The organism is Modestobacter sp. SYSU DS0904 (assembly GCF_054051115.1).
The window spans coordinates 1-17278 of sequence record NZ_JBJHAQ010000044.1 but is presented as its reverse complement, the minus strand read 5'-3'; the positions used below and the strand labels follow the sequence as shown (position 1 = coordinate 17278).

Here is a 17278-nt window from a genome sequence, read left to right as displayed (position 1 = left end):
GATGACCACCAGCACCGGCCGCACCGCAGCGGCCCCCGGCCCCACCGCAGCGCCGGGAGCCGGTCCCGCGCCGGCCACGCCGGTCCCCCCCACCGAGGCCGCCGCCGCGGCGACCCTCGGTGTCGAGACCAGCGCCCGGACGATGGCCGAGGTCACCACCGAGCCGGCCACCGGCATCACCGGTGCGCAGAGCCTGGTCCGGTCCCTCGAGGCGGTCGGTGTCGAGGTCGCCTTCGGCATCCCCGGCGGCGCGATCCTGCCGCTCTACGACCCGCTGTTCGACTCCCGGATCCGGCACGTGCTGGTGCGCCACGAGCAGGGGGCCGGCCACGCCGCCACCGGCTACGCGCAGGCCACCGGCCGGGTGGGGGTCTGCATGGCGACCTCCGGCCCGGGCGCGACCAACCTGGTCACCCCGCTGGCCGATGCCTACATGGACTCGGTGCCGATCGTGGCCATCACCGGCCAGGTGGCCACCGGATCGATCGGGACCGACGCCTTCCAGGAGGCCGACATCCGCGGCATCACGATGCCGGTCACCAAGCACAGCTTCCTGGTCACCTCCGCCGACGAGATCCCGCAGCGGATCGCCGAGGCGTTCCACCTGGCCTCGACCGGCCGGCCGGGCCCGGTGCTGGTCGACGTCCCCAAGGACGTCCTGCAGGCCACCACGGACTTCAGCTGGCCGCCGCGGATGGACCTGCCCGGCTACAAGCCGACGACGCGTCCGCACGGCAAGCAGGTCCGCGAGGCGGCGGCGCTGATCGCCGGGGCGAGCCGCCCGGTGCTCTACGTGGGTGGCGGGGTGATCAAGGCCGGCGCCAGCGAGGAGCTCGCCGAGCTCGCCGAGCTGACCGGTGCCCCGGTGGTCACCACGCTGATGGCCCGCGGCGCCTTCCCCGACAGCCACCCGCAGAACCTGGGCATGCCGGGCATGCACGGCACGGTCGCCGCGGTGACCGCGCTGCAGAAGGCGGACGTGCTGGTCGCGCTGGGGGCCCGCTTTGACGACCGGGTCACCGGCAAGCTGTCCAGCTTCGCGCCCGACGCGCAGGTGGTGCACGCCGACATCGACCCTGCCGAGATCGGCAAGAACCGCAGGGCCGACGTCCCGATCGTGGGTGACGCCAAGGAGACGATCGCCGAGCTGGTGACCGCCCTGCGCGCCGAGCAGACCGCCGGACGCACGCCGGACCTGGCCGCGTGGTGGGAGCAGCTGGACGACTGGCGCACCCGGTACCCGCTGGGCTACGACTGGCCGGAGGACGGCGCGCTGTCCCCGCAGTACGTGATCGAGCGGCTCGGGGCCATCGCCGGCCCGGACGCGATCTACGCCTCCGGCGTGGGGCAGCACCAGATGTGGGCCGCCCAGTTCATCCGGTACGAGAAGCCGGGCACCTGGCTCAACAGCGGCGGGCTGGGCACCATGGGCTACGCCGTCCCCGCCGCGATGGGCGCCAAGTACGGCATGCCCGGCACCACCGTGTGGGCCATCGACGGCGACGGCTGCTTCCAGATGACCAACCAGGAGCTGGCCACCTGCGCCATCGAGGGCATCCCGATCAAGGTGGCCGTCATCAACAACGGCAACCTCGGCATGGTCCGGCAGTGGCAGACCCTCTTCTACGAGGGGCGCTACTCCAACACCCACCTGAACACCCACGGCGGCAAGCCGGGGGCGGCCAAGCAGGTCCGCATCCCCGACTTCGTCACCCTCGCCGAGGCGCTGGGCTGCGTCGGGCTGCGCTGCGAGAGCAGGGACGACGTGGACGCGGTGATCGAGAAGGCGATGGCGATCGACGACGCCCCGGTCGTGATCGACTTCGTCGTCGGCTCCGACGCGCAGGTGTGGCCGATGGTGGCCGCCGGCGCCAGCAACGACGAGATCCTGGCCGCCCGCGACGTGCGGCCCGTCTTCGGAGAGGGCCAGGTCTGATGCCACGTCACACGCTGTCGGTGCTCGTCGAGAACAAGTCCGGCGTGCTCGCCCGGGTCTCGGCGCTGTTCAGCCGGCGGGGCTTCAACATCGAGTCCCTCGCCGTCGGGCCGACCGAGAACCCTGACCTGTCCCGGATGACGATCGTCGCCGAGGCGGAGAGCCAGCCGCTGGAGCAGATCACCAAGCAGCTGAACAAGCTCATCGAGGTGATCAAGATCGTGGAGCTGGAGTCCGGGGCCGCCGTGCAGCGCGAGCTGCTGCTGGTCAAGGTCCGCGCGCCGATGGCCGACCGCGCCCAGGTGCTGCAGACCGCCGAGCTGTTCCGCGCCCGGGTCATCGACGTCAACACCGAGACGGTCACCCTCGAGGCGACCGGCACGCCGGACAAGCTGCAGGCGCTGCTGGCCGTGCTCGCCCCGCTGGGGATCAAGGAGATGGCCCAGTCCGGCACGGTCGCGCTGGCCCGCGGTCCGCGGTCGATGAGCGGCGCCGGTACCTTGCGCCCGGTGGAGCGCTCCGCCTGAAAGGACCCCCTCCTCCTCATCCCTCGCACGCTCGGGACGAGCCTCTGGAGGGGGCCGCTGAACTCATCCACGAACGAACCGAACCGAAGGAGAGCACCACCAGATGGCCGCCGAGATCTTCTACGACGACGACGCCGACCTCTCGATCATCCAGGGGCGCACCGTCGCCGTCCTGGGCTACGGCAGCCAGGGGCACGCTCACGCGCTCTCCCTGCGCGACTCCGGCGTCGACGTCCGCGTCGGTCTGCCCGAGGGCTCCAAGAGCCGGGCCAAGGCCGAGGCCGAGGGCCTGCGCGTGGTCACCCCCGCCGAGGCCTCCGCCGAGGCCGACCTGATCATGATCCTGGCGCCGGACCACGTGCAGCGGAAGCTGTACGCCGAGTCGGTCGAGCCCAACCTGCAGGCCGGTGACGCGCTGTTCTTCGGCCACGGCTTCAACATCCGGTTCGGCTACATCAAGCCCCCGGCCGACGTCGACGTCGCGATGGTCGCCCCCAAGGGCCCCGGCCACCTGGTGCGCCGCGAGTTCACCGACGGCAAGGGCGTGCCCTGCCTGATCGCCGTCGAGCAGGACTCCAGCGGCAAGGCCCAGGCGCTCGCGCTCTCCTACGCCAAGGCGATCGGCGGCTCCCGCGCCGGGGTCATCAAGACCACCTTCGCCGAGGAGACCGAGACCGACCTCTTCGGTGAGCAGGCGGTGCTCTGCGGTGGCATGTCGGCCCTGGTCGCCGCCGGGTTCGAGACGCTCACCGAGGCGGGCTACCAGCCGGAGGTCGCCTACTTCGAGTGCCTGCACGAGCTGAAGCTGATCGTCGACCTGATGTACGAGGGCGGCATCGCCAAGCAGCGCTGGTCGGTGTCCGACACCGCCGAGTACGGCGACTACACCTCCGGCCCGAAGGTCATCGACGCCCGGGTCAAGGAGTCGATGAAGGACGTGCTGACCGCCATCCAGGACGGCTCGTGGGCGGCGGCCTTCATCGCCGACCAGGACGCCGGTGCCCCGGACTTCACCGCCAAGCGGGCCGCGGCCGAGCAGCACCCGATCGAGGCCACCGGCCGGCAGCTGCGCGGCCTGATGAGCTGGGTTTCGGCCACCGACGACTACACCGGTACCGCCGCGCGCTGAGCGACGACGACGGCCTCCGCAGCCCGCGCTGCGGGGGCCGTCGCACTCCTCGCCGGGCCGGGCGTCCCGCCGCGGCGGGGGGAGTGCGGGACACGGTCGGCTCTCCCGCACCGCTCGGGTGCTCCGCCGTCCCCGGCGCGACGACGGGGTCGGGGACGGTCGGATCGGTCGCATGCGGAGCACGGAGGAGACAGGCGATGGCGCGTCGGCCGGTGGACCCGGGGGCCCGGCTCCCGGCTGTGATCGACACCGGCGGGACGTCCTGGACGGCCGTGGCCGGCCTGATGGGCGCCGGGGTGGTCGCCGCGGCGCAGATCGGCGGGGCCGCCGCCGCGCTGCCGGTCCTCCAGGACGAGTTCGGGCTCAGCCCGGCCACCGCCGCCTGGTACCTGTCGACGGTGAGCGCCCTGGGCGCGGTCGGCGGTGTCCTGCTCGGGTGGCTGGGCCAGACGCTGGGCTTCGGCCGCCAGGTCCGGCTGGGGCTGCTCGCGATCGTCCTCGCCGACCTGGGCGGTGCGGCGGCCGACTCCCTGACGGGGCTGCTGGTCGCCCGGGTCGCGGAGGGCCTCGGGCTCGTGATGGTGATCCTCGCGGCGCCGCCACTGCTCGCGGAGGTGTCCGCGTCGACGCACCGGCGGCTCGTCGCGGGCGGGTGGGGTGCCTACATGCCGGTGGGCTCGGGTCTGGCGGCGCTGCTCATGCCCTCGGCGATCGGGCTGGTGGGGTGGCGGGGCGCGTCGGTCGCCGATGCCTGCCTGGCAGCGGCCGTCCTCCTGGTCGTCCTGCGCTGGGTGCCGTCCGCCGGGGTGCGCCGGCGGGCCTCGGTCGGTGGTCTGCTGGGTGCGTTCCGCTCGCCGTCCGTCGTGATCATCGCCGTCGTGTTCGGCCTCTACGCCGCGCAGTACCTGGCCGTGGTGGGCCTGCTGCCGAGCCTGCTGGTCGCCGGCGAGGGGTTGTCCGTCGCCGGTGCGGGACTGATCGGTGCCGTCGTCTTCCTGGTGAACGCACCCGCCAACCTCCTCGGGGCCTACCTGCTGCACCGGGGAGCGCACCTGCGGTGGCTGATCCCCGCGGGGTGTGCCGGCATGGCCGTGACAGTCTGGGGGGTGCTCGATCCGGCGCTCCCGCTGATCCCGCGGGTGGCGTCGGCGATCGCCTTCTCGTTCATCGCCGGACTGGTGCCGTCGGCCCTCTTCGCCGGCCTGGCCTCGGTGTCCGCGGGCACGGACTCGGCCGGCGCGGCGATCGGTCTGGTGACCCAGGGGTCGGCCGTCGGGCAGCTGCTCGGTCCGCCGCTGGTGGTGGCGGTCGGCACGGCCGTCGCCCCGGGGGCGGCGCAGTCGGCCGTGCTCGTCTGCCTCGCCGGGCTCGTCGCGGTCGGTGCCGTGGTGCTGCCACGGGGCGAGCGGATCCGCTGACCGGAGCGGTGCGCACCCCGGCGGCACACCGTCGCCGGACGGGCGGGGCGGCACCCGCTGAGGGGCGCCCGGATCGGCGTTGGTGACGGCTGCGCAACATTCCCGTCAAAATCGTTGTCAATCCCACGAGCGGTACGTAGGTTCCGTCGGCGGGCTGCGGCCCGCACACCGAGGCAACGGAGCAACGGCGGGAGAGACGGTCACATGGCGGCTGAGCTGACGCTGCAGGACGTGAGTCTGCAGTTCGGCGGCATCAAGGTGCTCGAGGATGTGAGCTTCACCGTCGAGCCGGGCTCGATCTTCGGGCTCGTGGGCCCGAACGGCGCGGGCAAGACGTCACTGTTCAACTGCATCAGCGGGCACTACACGCCCACCTCGGGCGCCGTGCGGATCGACGGCAACGAGGTGCAGGGCGCCCGCCCGGCCACGCTGTCGAGCCACGGGCTGGCCCGGACGTTCCAGCACCCGGCGCTGCAGCTGCACGAGACGGTGCTGGAGAACGTGCTGCTGGGTGGGCACTCCCGGCTCCCGGGCGGCGCGCTGGAGTGGGCGGTGCGGACCCCGCGCACCCGGCGTGCGGAGAAGTCGCTGCGCGCCGAGGCGCTCGACCTGCTGGAGCGCAACGGTCTGGGGTGGGCCGCGCACCTGCCGGCCGACGAGCTCTCGCACGGCCTGCACAAGGGCGTCGAGCTCTGCCGCGCGCTGCTCATGAAGCCGAAGCTGCTGCTCCTCGACGAGCCTGCCGCCGGCCTCCCGCACGCCGAGGTCGAGCAGCTGATCACCACGGTCCGGCGCCTGCGCGCGGAGGAGGACATCACCGTCATCGTCGTCGAGCACCACATGGGCCTCATCGCCGCGCTCACCGACCGGGTCGTCGTGCTCGTGAACGGTCGCAAGCTCATGGAGGGCACGGCCGCCGAAGCGCAGTCCGACCCCCGGGTCATCGAGGCGTACATCGGAAAGGACGACGCGGATGACGCTGCTTGAGCTGGAGGACGTCACCGCCTTCTACGGCCCCGTGCAGGTGCTGGAGGGGGTGTCGCTGAGCGTTCCGGAGGACGGGGCGGTCGGCATCCTCGGCGCCAACGGCGCCGGCAAGACCACCACCCTCCGCGCGATCAGCGGGAACGTCCGCGCCGAGGGCCGCATCGTCTTCGACGGCAAGGACATCCGCGGCATGCGGGCCGACCAGGTCGCCGCCCTGGGCATCGCCCACGTGCCGGAGGGGCGCGGCACGCTCGGCGACCTCACCGTCCGCGAGAACCTGCGGGTCGGCGCGTACCTGCGCAAGGACAGCAAGGGCGTCGAGCAGGACATCGACTACTGCCTGGACCTGTTCCCGAACCTGCAGGAGCGCATCGGGTCCAACGCCTCGGCGCTGTCCGGTGGTGAGCAGCAGATGCTGGCCGTTGCCCGCGGGATCATGTCCAAGCCGCGGCTGATGCTGCTCGACGAGGCCTCGCTGGGGCTGGCGCCGAGCACCGCGAAGAACGTCTACGAGGCGATCCGGCGGCTGCGCGCCGAGTCCGGCATCGCCATGGTCGTCGTCGAACAGAACGCCAACCTCGCCCTGGGCCTCGTCGAGAGCGCCACGGTCCTGGAGACCGGCCGGAACGTGCTCACCGGCACGGCCGCCGAGCTCAAGGGCATGGACGAGATCCGCCGCGCATACCTGGGAGGCTGACGTGGGGACCTTCATCCAACTCGTCGTCGACGGCCTGTCGGCCGGCTCGGTCTACGCCGCGATCGCCCTGGCGATCGTGCTCGTGCACCAGGCGACCGGCCTGATCAACTTCGCGCAGGGCGGCATGGCCGTGCTCGCCGCCTACGTCGCCTGGTGGCTGACCAACCAGGGCGTGCCGCTCATCGTCGCCATCCTGCTGTCGATCGTCTTCTCCTTCGCCCTCGGCGCCGTGGTCGAGCGGTGGCTGATGCGGCGGTTCGAGGGTGGCGAGCCCGACACCGCGATCGTCGTCACGGTCGGTCTGCTCACCCTGATCACCGGCATCGCCGGGTGGCTCTGGACGTACAACAACCAGCAGTTCCCGTCGCTGTTCCCCCTCGACACGGTGTCGTTGCTGGGCGTCTCGGTCAGCATCCGCTCGATCGGGACGACGCTGGTGATCGTCGTGGTGATGATCCTGGTGCAGGCGCTCTTCGCCACCACGAAGCTGGGCCTGGCCCTCCGGGCCGTCGCGATCAACCCGCAGTCCGCGGCGTTCTCCGGGCTCCCCGTCGGACGCCTGCTCATGATCGGCTGGGGCCTCGCCGCGGCGATCGGTGCCGTCGCCGGCGCGCTCGTCGCGCCGCAGCTCACGCTGACCCCGGGGATGCTCGACAACGCCCTGGTGTACGCGCTGGCCGCCGTCATCCTCGGCGGGCTCACCAGCCCGATCGGTGTGGTCATCGCGGCCTGGCTCATCGGCGTCCTGGAGAACCTGGCCGCGGTCTACGTGCCGTTCATCGGTTACGACCTGCGGATCGCCGTGCCGTTCATCCTGATCTTCTTCGTGCTCATCGTCCGACCTCAGGGCCTGTTCGGCCGGAAAACCGTGGTGCGAGTGTGATGGCCCGTGTGATGGATGCCCCGACCTCCGCCGTCGGGCAGGACTCGTCCACCCTGCAGAGCCCGTGGGTGCGCCGGGCAGGTGTGCTGCTGCTGGTGGTCGCGCTCGTGGTGCTGCCGTTGGTGCTCCAGGAGAGCACCAACGAGACGATGGCCCGGATCGGCGTCTTCGCCGTCGCCGTGCTCGGCCTCAACGTGGTGATGGGCTACACCGGGCAGGTCTCGCTCGGCCAGATCTTCTTCCTCGGCGTGGGTGCGTACGTCACCGCGTACGGCGTGCAGAACGACTGGAACATCGTCCTGGTCTTCGCGCTCGCCTGCCTCATCCCCGCCGTCGCGGGGCTGGTCGTCGCACTCGCCGCCGCACGCCTGGGTGGGCTCGCGATCGCCATGGTCACGATCGCGCTGCCCATCGTCGGCGTACCGCTGGCCAAGCGGCTGAGCGACCTCACCGGGGGCTCGCAGGGCTTGTCCGCGCGCTTCGCGGACGCCCCGGAGTGGACCGGGCTCTACGACGACCAGTGGCGGCTGTACCTCGTGCTGGCCATCGGCGGCACGGTGTACCTGCTGACCCGCGCGCTCGTCCGCGGCAAGTACGGCCGGGCCTTCGCGATCGTCAAGGGCAACGAGAACGTCGCCTCGTCCATGGGCATCTCGCCCTATCGGTACAAGGTGCTGGCGTTCACGATCGCCTCGCTCATCGGCGGCGTCAGCGGGTTCCTCTACATGCTCGTCATCCAGTACACCTCGCCGGAGACGATGAGCTTCGGGCACTCGATCGAGCTGCTCGCCGCGATGGTGATCGGCGGCGCGGGCAGCATCGTCGGCTCGATCCTCGGGGGTGCGTACTACGTCCTCGTCCCGCAGCTGACGAACCTGGTCGACCCGAGCCTCACGGCGCTGCTGCAGGGCCTGGTCCTGCTGATCGTGCTGTTCCTCCTCCCCGGAGGACTCGCGTCGCTGCTCCGCACGCTGACCCGGGGACGGCGCCGATCCGGCGCCGACGCCCCACCGACCGCTCCGTTGTCGACCCCAGTGTCGGGCACCCCGGAGGAAGAAACAGGAACAGAGAGGCAAGGACAGGCATGAACATGCACTCTCGCTCGCGGAAGGCGCTCGGCCTCGCCGTCGCGTCGGCGCTCGCGCTGACCGCCTCCGGCTGCGGCCGTGAGGACGGCGGCGGCGGTGGTTCGGACGGGGCGGCCAGCCCCGGGATCACCGACTCGACGGTCGCGCTCGGCATCACCACCCCGCTCAGCGGTGCGACGGCCGGTCCGGGCACGTGCACGGTCGCCGGCATCACCGCGTACTTCGGCGCCAAGAACGCCGAGGGTGGCGTCGAGTTCGGCGACGGGCAGACCCGCACCGTCGAGATCAACGCGCTGGACGACGCCTACGACCCGCAGCAGGCGAAGGCCAACTACGACCAGCTCAAGAACGACGTCTTCGCGATGACCGCGGGGCTGGGCACGCCGACCAACCGCGCCTGGCGCGACGCGGCGATCGCCGACGAGGTGCCGCAGGTGCTCGTCATGACCGGCGACCCGCTGTTCAGCGACGTCGACGAGAGCCCCTGGCAGCTCGGCTTCGTGCCGATCTACCAGAACGAGGGCGAGGCCTTCGGTGAGCTGCTCGCGTCCTCGGGTCAGGACCACCGGGTCGCGATCCTGTCGCAGAACGACGACTTCGGTGAGGGCTACGTCGAGGGCTTCAAGTCGGCCGTCGAGGGCGCGGGCAACATCGAGATCGTCGAGGAGCTCACCTACGAGGCGACCGACACCACCGTCGACGCGCAGATCACCGAGCTCGCGGCCAGCGACGCCGACGTCATCTTCAACGCGATGTCCCAGGTCCCGCTGGTGATCGCCTCGCTGCAGAAGGCGCAGCAGCTGAACTGGACCCCGAGCTGGTTCCTGCCCTCCAACACGTCCAGCCCGGGTGCGGTGCTGCAGCCCGGCGGTGGCGACGCGTTCCCCGGCATCTACTCCGTGTCCTTCGCGAAGGCGCCGCAGAGCCCGGCGTTCGCCGACGACCCGGACGTGCAGGAGTACCTGGCGGCTCTTCCCGAGTACGGCAACTACCCCGACCCGCCGGCGTTCCCGCACTGCCAGTGGAGCTGGATGGTCGGCGCGACGCTCGAGCAGGCGTTCATGGAGATGACCGAGCCGACCCGGGAGAACTTCATGGAGGCGCTGCGTTCGATCAGCGGCTACGAGGCCCCGCTCATGCTGCCGGGCACCGCGGTGGACACCACCGAGGACGACCAGCCCGCGGTGTCGACCGTGAACGTGCAGAAGTACAACGGCACGGGCTACGACACGGTCGAGAACTTCGGCTGACCTCGGTCTGATGCCGGGGGGTGGCCCGTTCCCGGACGGGCCACCCCCCGGCGCTGTCTCGTGCACGTCTGCCCGCCGAGCGCACCGATGACCGTCGCCGGAGCTCCCGCCGGCAGCGCACCGACGGTGGCGGTGCGGGCCGGTCGCCCGTCATGGCACTCCCCACGGGAGGCGCCCCGTACCGGAACGGCCACTCCTGTTGAGACCTCCCAGTCGCGATCCGCACGGTGAGCTGGTGGCGCACCGGACCGGCGAGGGTGCCCAGCTGCTCAGCGGCGGGCAGGCCAGGCGCATCGCCGAGCAGCGACTGCGGGAGGAGATCACCCGCGGCGCCGTCGTCCCGGGGCAGTGGCTGGTCGAGCCCGAGCTCGGCGAGCGGTACGGGGTGACCCGCAACAGCGCCCGGCTGGCCCTGGACGCGCTGATCGCCGAGAACCTGGTCGAACGGATCCCCAACCGCGGAGCACGGGTCCGTGGCCTGTCCACCGCCGAGGCGGTGGCCGTCATGGAGTGCCGCCAGGTCCTGGACGGGCTGCTGTCGCGCAAGGCGGCGGAGCACGCGACCGGTGGCCAGGTCGACCGCCTGCGGGTCAACGTCGAGCAGATGCAGCGAGCCGTGGCCGGGCAGGAGCTGCTCGCGTACTCCACGCTGATCCACGAGCACCACCGGCTCGTGGGGGAGTTCGCGGGCCAGACGATCGCGGCGTCACTGGTCGAGCGCCTGCAGGGTCAGGTGGTGCGCCACCGGTTCCAGCTGCTGCTGCGCTCGGGGCTCGCCCAGCAGTCGCTCGCCGCGCTGACCCGGGTGGTCGACGCCATCACCGAACGCCGGGCCGACGCCGCCGAGTCCGCCGCCCGGGCGCACCTGCAGGACGTCATCGACGCGTTGCGGGAGTCGGCCGGGCCCTAGCTGGGCCCTCGCGGGGACCCAGCCGGACCTAGCCGGCTGCGGCCTGGCCGGCGGCCCGCCGGGCCCGGTGCGCGGCGAAGTACTCCGCCGCCGGGCGCAGGCACAGCAGCACCAGGATCGCCAGCGCCCCGAGGAACAGCACCAGCGAGAAGACCAGCCCGCCCACCGCGCCCGGCTCGCCCGCGGCGGCGGTGACGGCCGTGGACAGCAGCACGAACCCGGTGAACGCCACCGAGATCGACGACCCCACCAGCAGCAGCACCCGACTGCGACCGCGCAGCGCGAGCGCGCCGCCCCACGTCATGATCACGGTCCAGGCCAGCGCGAGGACCCCCAGCAGGACGAAGGCCCCGCGCAGGGTGCCGACCTCGTCCGAGCTGACCTCGCCGCTCAGGGTGGGGTCGGTGGCCAGCGTGGCGTCGATCAGGTCGTCGATGAACGCGCCCCCGGCGAACAGGCCCAGGGCGACCAGCACGCCGAACGCCGCGTAGACGAAGGCCAGCACCGCCGCGGTGATGACCGCGGCGGGCCGCGCGGGGGGCAGGGCCGGGTCCGTGCCGCCGTAGGGCCCGTACCGGCCGTACGGGGCCGGCTGGCCGTACCGACCCCAGGGTGCCTGCTGGGGAGGCTGCTGAGGTGGCTGGCCGTACTGGCCCCAGGGCGTCGGCCCGGGGGGCTGGCCGTACTGCCCGGGGGGCTGGCCGTACTGCCCGTGGGGCGGGGGCTGACCGTGGGGGGCCGGCTGGCCGGACCGTGGCTGCTGGCCCCAGGCGGGATCCGGCTGGCCGGGGACGTCCGGGTCGTTGCTCATGGTCTCCTCCGCACGGGCCGGCGGCGCCGGCGCTGCGGCTCAGGATGGTGGCGCCGGACAGGGCGGGCAAGCAGCGCCAGCCGGCCGCCTCGACCGACCTCCGTGGCGTCCACCCAGTGGGACCGGCGACACCGGCCCGACCGGCGGGTCGACTGCGCTCCTAGGCTGTTCCCCCGTGACCGCCACCACGCCCGGGACCGCGCCCGTCGTCCTCATCGCCGAAGAGCTCGCACCCAGCGTCCTGCAGGTGCTGGGGGACGATGTGGAGATCCGCCACGTCGACGGCGCCGACCGCGCCGCGCTGCTGCCGGCGCTCGCCGAGGCCTCCGCCGTGCTCATCCGCTCCGCCACCCAGATCGACGCCGAGGCGCTCGCCGCGGCCCCCCGGCTGAAGGTCGTCGCGCGGGCCGGCATCGGGCTGGACAACGTCGACGTCCCGGCCGCCACCGAGCGCGGGGTGCTGGTCGTCAACGCGCCGACGTCGAACATCGTCAGCGCCGCCGAGCACGCGGTCGCACTGCTGCTGGCCGCCGCGCGGCACATCCCCGCCGCCGACGCCTCGCTGCGCGAGGGGAAGTGGGCCCGGTCGAAGTTCACCGGCGTCGAGGTCACCGAGAAGACCGTGGGCGTCGTCGGGCTCGGCCGCATCGGCGTGCTGGTCGCCCAGCGGCTGGCCGCCTTCGGCGTCACGCTGCTCGCCTACGACCCCTACATCCAGCCCGGCCGCGCGGCCCAGCTGGGGGTCCGGCTGGTGAGCCTGGACGAGCTGCTGCGCGAGTCGGACTTCATCACCGTCCACCTGCCCAAGACGCCGGAGACCCTCGGGCTCATCGGCCGCGAGCAGCTGGCCGCCACCAAGCGCGGCGTGATCATCGTCAACGCCGCGCGCGGGGGCTTGGTCGACGAGGCGGCGCTGGCCGAGGCGCTGCAGTCCGGCCAGGTCGGCGCGGCGGGCATCGACGTCTACGCCAAGGAGCCGTGCACCGACAGCCCGCTGTTCGGGCTGCCCAACGTCGTCGTCACCCCCCACCTGGGCGCCTCCACGAACGAGGCGCAGGACAAGGCCGGCACCGCGGTGGCCCGCAGCGTGCGCCTGGCGCTGCAGGGCGACTTCGTGCCCGACGCGGTCAACGTGCAGGCCGGCGGTGTGGTGGCCGAGGACGTCCGCCCCGGGCTGCCGCTGGCGGAGAAGCTGGGCCGGGTGTTCACCGCCGTCGCCGGCGGCCTGGCCCAGTCGGTGCACGTCCAGGTGCAGGGCAAGATCGCCGAGTACGACGTCTCGGTGGTGCAGCTCGCCGTCCTGCGCGGGGTCTTCTCCGACGTGGTCGAGGAGCCGGTCACCTACGTCAACGCCCCGCTGCTGGCCGACCAGCGTGGCCTCGAGGTGGGGCTGTCCAGCAGCACCGAGAGCCCGGACTACCGCAACCTGATCAGCATCCGCGGGGCGATGGCCGACGGCACCGAGATCGCCGTCTCCGGCACCCTCTACGGCAAGAACCAGGTGCCCAAGCTGACCGAGGTGAGTGGCTTCGACCTGGACCTGACCGCCGACGGGTACCTGCTGTTCTTCGTCTACGCCGACCGGCCCGGGGTGGTCGGCACCGTCGGCGCCGCGCTGGGGGAGGCGGGGATCAACATCACCGGCGCCCAGGTGAGCCGGACCAACCAGGGCGGGGACGCACTGATGGCCGTCACCGTCGACATCCCGGTCAGCGGCGAGCTGCTCGGCGACATCGCCGACCGCATCGGCGCCCGTCAGGTGCGGGCGGCGGACCTCAACCCCCGCTGACCCGGCACCGCAGTCCCCGAGGCCGCGCCGTCCGACCCGGACGGCGCGGCCTCGCTGCGTCCGGCGGCGCTGCGGCCCGGGCGACCGGCGGGTCGTTGAGAGCGACCGGATCGTGTCGACCGCGTCACCGGCGCTGGGCCGAATGGCCGACGCGACGGGCCGCGGGACGCCCTCGGGACAGCGGACGTCCAGCACGCTCCCGGGACTCGGCAGATGCCCGGTTGGGCACGGGGGACTGCGCCGAACGGCCTATTGGCCGTTAGCTGCGGCAACGACCACTGTCTGGCTGGCCCGTTTCGCCGTCCGTGCGGACGGGTCTCGCGCAGGACCGTCTGACAGGGGTGCACGTGGGTTCGGAGAGCACGCACACGAACCGGGCGGGCCGCCGACGCGTCGCCGTCCGGACCGGGGTCGTCGCGGCGGCGGTGGCCCTGGTGACGACCGGGGGTGCGACCGGGGCGCTCGCCGCCCCGGCCGCCCCGGTCGCCGACCGGGCGCAGGCCGAGCTGACCGCCGGGCAGCTGGCGCAGGTGCGGGCAGCGGTGGCGGCCCGGGGAGCGGGAGCCCGGCCGGTCGGGCTCCCCGAGAGCGGGCCGACGTCGTTCTTCCTCCGGCTGGACACCCCGGCGACCTCCCAGGTCTACGCCGACACCCTGGCCACCGGGAGCCCGGCCCAGGCGGCCGACGCCGCCCGCGCGGCCAAGCCCGGGGCCGAGGCGGCGGCGGCGGACGTCGTCGGGGAGCTGCCGGCGGCCGTACCGGACGCCGAGGTGCTCTACACCGCCTCGACCGTCCTCACCGGGGTGGCGGTCGCCGCCGACGCCGCCGACCACGCCGCGCTCGGCACGCTGCCCGGCGTGACCGCGGTCCTGCCGATCACGCCGAAGACGGTCGGCAACACCGGCGCCGCCCGGGTCGTCGACGCCGTCGCCGCCTGGCAGGACCTGGGCAACACCGGCGAGGGCGTCTCGATCGGGATCATCGACACCGGCATCGACTACACCCACGCCGACTTCGGCGGCAGCGGCGACGTCGCCCAGTTCACCGCCCTCCAGGCGGCCGAGGCGGCGCCCGCCCCGGCCGGGGTGTACCCCAACGCCAAGGTCGTCGGCGGCCGCGACTTCGTCGGCGACACCTACAACGCCGACCCGGCCAGCCCCGACTTCCAGCCGGTGGCCCGTCCCGACGAGAACCCGCTGGACTGCAACGGCCACGGCACGCACGTCGCCGGCACGGCCGCGGGGTACGGCGTGACCGCCGACGGCGCCACCCACCGGGGTGGCTACGACGCCTCCCCGGACCTCGGCAGCCTGCGCATCGGCCCCGGCACGGCACCCGAGGCGTCGCTGTACGCGCTGAAGGTCTTCGGCTGCGAGGGCTCCACCGACGTGACCGTCCAGGCCATCGAGTGGGCGATGGACCCCAACGGCGACGGCTCCATCGAGGACCACCTCGACGTCGTGAACCTCTCCCTCGGCTCGGACTACGGCCTGGCCGACGACGCCGACGCCGTGGTCGCCGACGAGGCGATGAAGCACGGCATGCTCGTGGTGATGTCGGCCGGCAACGCCGCGGACAGCTTCGACATCGGTGGCTCGCCGGGCAACGCGCCCCGCGGCATCGCCGTGGCCGCCGCCAACGACGGCTACGGCATCTTCGACGGGTGGCAGGTCGTCTCCGGCGGGGGCCCCGAGGGCGTCCGCCCGGGGCTGCGGTCGATCGCCCACAGCGACCTGGACGACGCCGGCGCGGTCCGGCCCGACGTCACCGCCCCGGTCGTGCTGCCCGAGCCCGGCGACGACCCGACCGCCTGCGCCCCCTGGAGCGGGGACTACCGCGGCGAGATCGTGCTCGTCCAGGCCGCCGGCTTCGCCTGCGGTTCGGTCGCCAAGGGCGGCAACGCCCGCGACTCCGGCGCCGCCGGCTTCATGATCGTCGGTGACGACGACCTGCTGGAGACCGGCATCTCCGGTGTGCCGGAGATCCCCGGCATCCTCACCACGGCCACCGACGGCGCGGCGCTGGGCGACGCGGTCGCGGCCGGTCGGGTGACCGTGACGTTCGGGCCGAGCCTGGAGGACGCCGCGACGGTCGACGAGCCGGCGCAGATCGACCTGCTGGCGTCCTTCTCCTCCCGGGGCACCCGCCAGGCCAACGGTCTCAAGCCCGACGTCTCCGCGCCCGGCGTGACCGTCTACTCGGCCGCGGTCGGCACCGGCACCCAGGGGGTCAGCGAGTCCGGCACCTCGATGGCCGCGCCGGTCACCGCCGGCGTCACCGCGCTGGTTCGCGCGGCGCACCCGGACTGGACGACGGAGGAGGTCAAGGCCGGCCTGATGAACACCGCCGGCTCCGACGCCCGCACCGCCGACGGCACCGTGTACGGCCCGAACCGGCAGGGCGCCGGCCGGATCGACGCGCGGGCGGCGCTGGCCAACCAGGTGCTCGCCTACGCTGACGCCGGCTCCGGGGTCGTCTCGGCCTCCTTCGGCGTGGTGGAGGCGGTCGACCCGACGGTCGTGCAGAACCGCCAGGTGACCGTCGCCAACAAGAGCGGCGAGACGGTGCGCTACACCCTCGCCTACCAGCCGCTGGCGCAGCAGCCGGGCGTCACGTACCGGGCCCAGCCGGAGGTGGTGACCGTCGCCCCGCACACCGAGACGGTGGTCGACGTGGTCATGACGGTGCACCGCGACCAGCTGCGCAAGGTCCCCGACCCGACCGTGGTCACCGACGACGGGCGGCAGTTCCTCGGCGAGGCCAGCGGCCGGCTGGTCCTCACCCCGGGGACGGCCGGCGCGCCGGCGCTGCGGGTTCCGGTGCACGCCAACGCGAAGCCCGCGTCGGACCTGGTCGCCCAGGACCGGGAGCCGGGGGAGACGATCACGCTGGTCGGTCGGGGGGTGGCCAACGGGACGTTCGGCGAGGCGTCGTCCTACACCTCCCTCGTCAGCGCGTTCGAGCGGCTGGGCGTGAGCCCGCAGCTGCCCCGGTGCACGACCGAGGCGCGGTCGGACTGCTACAAGTCCGAGCTGGAGCGGTCGGTGGACCTGGCCCAGGTGGGGGTCGCCTCCGACGTCGCGGCCAGCCCGGCCGACCCGTGGTTGTACGTCGGCGTCTCGGCGCACGGCCGGTACACCTCGCCCGAGACCGCGGTGAACTACGGGGTCCACCTCGACGCCACCGGTGACGGCGCCTGGGACTACCAGGTGACCACCACCCGGATCGCCGACCTCGACGCCCCGCTGGTCGTGGTCACCGACCGGGAGTTCGGCCTGCTGCCCAGCGCCGAGGACCCGTGGATCGGCCACCTGAACGTGGCCGACGGCACCGTGGACACCAACGCCTTCGACTCCGACGTCCAGCTGCTGGCGGCGCCGCTGTCGGTGATGCCGCTGATCGACCCGGCGGCCAGCCGGATCTCCTTCGGCGTCCGGTCGACCAGCGCCTACGGCACGGTCGACGACCTGGGCACGGTGACCGGGCCGGACGGCGGTGTGGAGCTCGCCGCCGAGCGGATGAGCTTCGACCCGTTGAGCCCGGGGCTGTCGTTCACCGCGTCCGGCGGGCCGGCGGTGCTGGTGCCGGTCACCGGGGGCAGCACCCTCTCGGTGACGCAGAGCCCGGCCTACGCCCAGGACACCGCCGTCGGCGGGCCCAAGGGCGCGATGGTGGTGCTGCAGCACAACGGCAGCACCGGTCCGGGCCGCACCCAGTTCGTCCCGGTGGGCGTCCGACCGGACGCGGCGACCGCCCCCTGACGGAGCCGGGGGGGCCGGCGGCGGCGCCGGGCGGCCGGGGCCGGGCGACCCCCCCACCGGCGGGCCCCCCCGGGCGGCTCTCCCGCGCGGGG

General features: G+C 73.3%; 13 protein-coding genes. 12 read left to right on the top strand and 1 reads right to left on the bottom strand.

Features of this window, described 5'->3' with window-relative positions; genetic code table 11:
• Window position 1: 1 nt before the first annotated feature.
• The 10 genes from ACI79U_RS19245 to ACI79U_RS19200 all read left to right on the top strand — a co-directional run bounded on the left by ACI79U_RS19245 (window position 2) and on the right by ACI79U_RS19200 (window position 10825).
• Window positions 2-1936 (top strand): acetolactate synthase large subunit, encoded by a 1935-nt coding sequence (locus ACI79U_RS19245; RefSeq protein ID WP_457071416.1) that lies wholly within the window; start codon window positions 2-4, stop codon window positions 1934-1936.
• On the top strand, window positions 1936-2463 hold the full coding sequence (ilvN, locus tag ACI79U_RS19240; protein ID WP_457071414.1) for an acetolactate synthase small subunit: 528 nt from the start codon (window positions 1936-1938) through the stop codon (window positions 2461-2463). The genes ACI79U_RS19245 and ilvN overlap by 1 nt, the downstream gene beginning before the upstream one ends.
• 103 nt (window positions 2464-2566) lie before the next feature.
• Window positions 2567-3592 carry a ketol-acid reductoisomerase gene (gene ilvC / locus ACI79U_RS19235; RefSeq protein WP_457071412.1) on the top strand — a complete coding sequence of 342 codons (1026 nt, stop codon included), beginning with the start codon at window positions 2567-2569 and terminating at the stop codon, window positions 3590-3592.
• A 197-nt stretch (window positions 3593-3789) separates the two neighbouring features.
• Complete coding sequence (locus ACI79U_RS19230) at window positions 3790-5010, top strand: MFS transporter (protein ID WP_457071410.1); 1221 nt, start codon at window positions 3790-3792, stop codon at window positions 5008-5010.
• A 204-nt stretch (window positions 5011-5214) separates the two neighbouring features.
• Window positions 5215-5997, top strand: a complete 783-nt coding sequence (locus ACI79U_RS19225) for an ABC transporter ATP-binding protein (RefSeq protein WP_457071408.1) — start codon at window positions 5215-5217, stop codon at window positions 5995-5997.
• On the top strand, window positions 5984-6694 hold the full coding sequence (locus tag ACI79U_RS19220) for an ABC transporter ATP-binding protein (protein WP_457071406.1): 711 nt from the start codon (window positions 5984-5986) through the stop codon (window positions 6692-6694). The genes ACI79U_RS19225 and ACI79U_RS19220 overlap by 14 nt, the downstream gene beginning before the upstream one ends.
• Before the next feature lies 1 nt (window position 6695).
• The gene (locus ACI79U_RS19215; protein WP_457071404.1) at window positions 6696-7577 is read left to right on the top strand and encodes a branched-chain amino acid ABC transporter permease; all 882 of its coding nucleotides are present in this window, start codon (window positions 6696-6698) and stop codon (window positions 7575-7577) included.
• The gene (locus tag ACI79U_RS19210; protein ID WP_457071401.1) at window positions 7577-8665 is read left to right on the top strand and encodes a branched-chain amino acid ABC transporter permease; all 1089 of its coding nucleotides are present in this window, start codon (window positions 7577-7579) and stop codon (window positions 8663-8665) included. The genes ACI79U_RS19215 and ACI79U_RS19210 overlap by 1 nt, the downstream gene beginning before the upstream one ends.
• A complete protein-coding gene (locus tag ACI79U_RS19205; protein ID WP_457071398.1) occupies window positions 8662-9915 on the top strand; it encodes an ABC transporter substrate-binding protein in 1254 nt (417 codons plus the stop codon). Before ACI79U_RS19210 ends, ACI79U_RS19205 begins: the two co-directional genes overlap by 4 nt.
• A gap of 235 nt (window positions 9916-10150) precedes the next feature.
• Window positions 10151-10825, top strand: coding sequence for a GntR family transcriptional regulator (locus tag ACI79U_RS19200; protein WP_457071396.1), 675 nt, complete (start codon window positions 10151-10153; stop codon window positions 10823-10825).
• Between the two features lie 28 nt (window positions 10826-10853).
• On the opposite strand, the gene ACI79U_RS19195 is transcribed toward ACI79U_RS19200, so the two are convergent.
• A complete protein-coding gene (locus ACI79U_RS19195) occupies window positions 10854-11636 on the bottom strand; it encodes a hypothetical protein (protein ID WP_457071393.1) in 783 nt (260 codons plus the stop codon).
• Between the two features lie 175 nt (window positions 11637-11811).
• On the opposite strand from ACI79U_RS19195, the gene serA reads away from it, so the two are divergent.
• Window positions 11812-13425: a phosphoglycerate dehydrogenase gene (serA, locus tag ACI79U_RS19190; RefSeq protein WP_457071391.1), complete on the top strand. Its 1614-nt coding sequence runs from the start codon at window positions 11812-11814 to the stop codon at window positions 13423-13425.
• Between the two features lie 434 nt (window positions 13426-13859).
• On the top strand, window positions 13860-17186 hold the full coding sequence (locus ACI79U_RS19185; protein ID WP_457071389.1) for a S8 family serine peptidase: 3327 nt from the start codon (window positions 13860-13862) through the stop codon (window positions 17184-17186).
• Window positions 17187-17278: the final 92 nt, after the last annotated feature.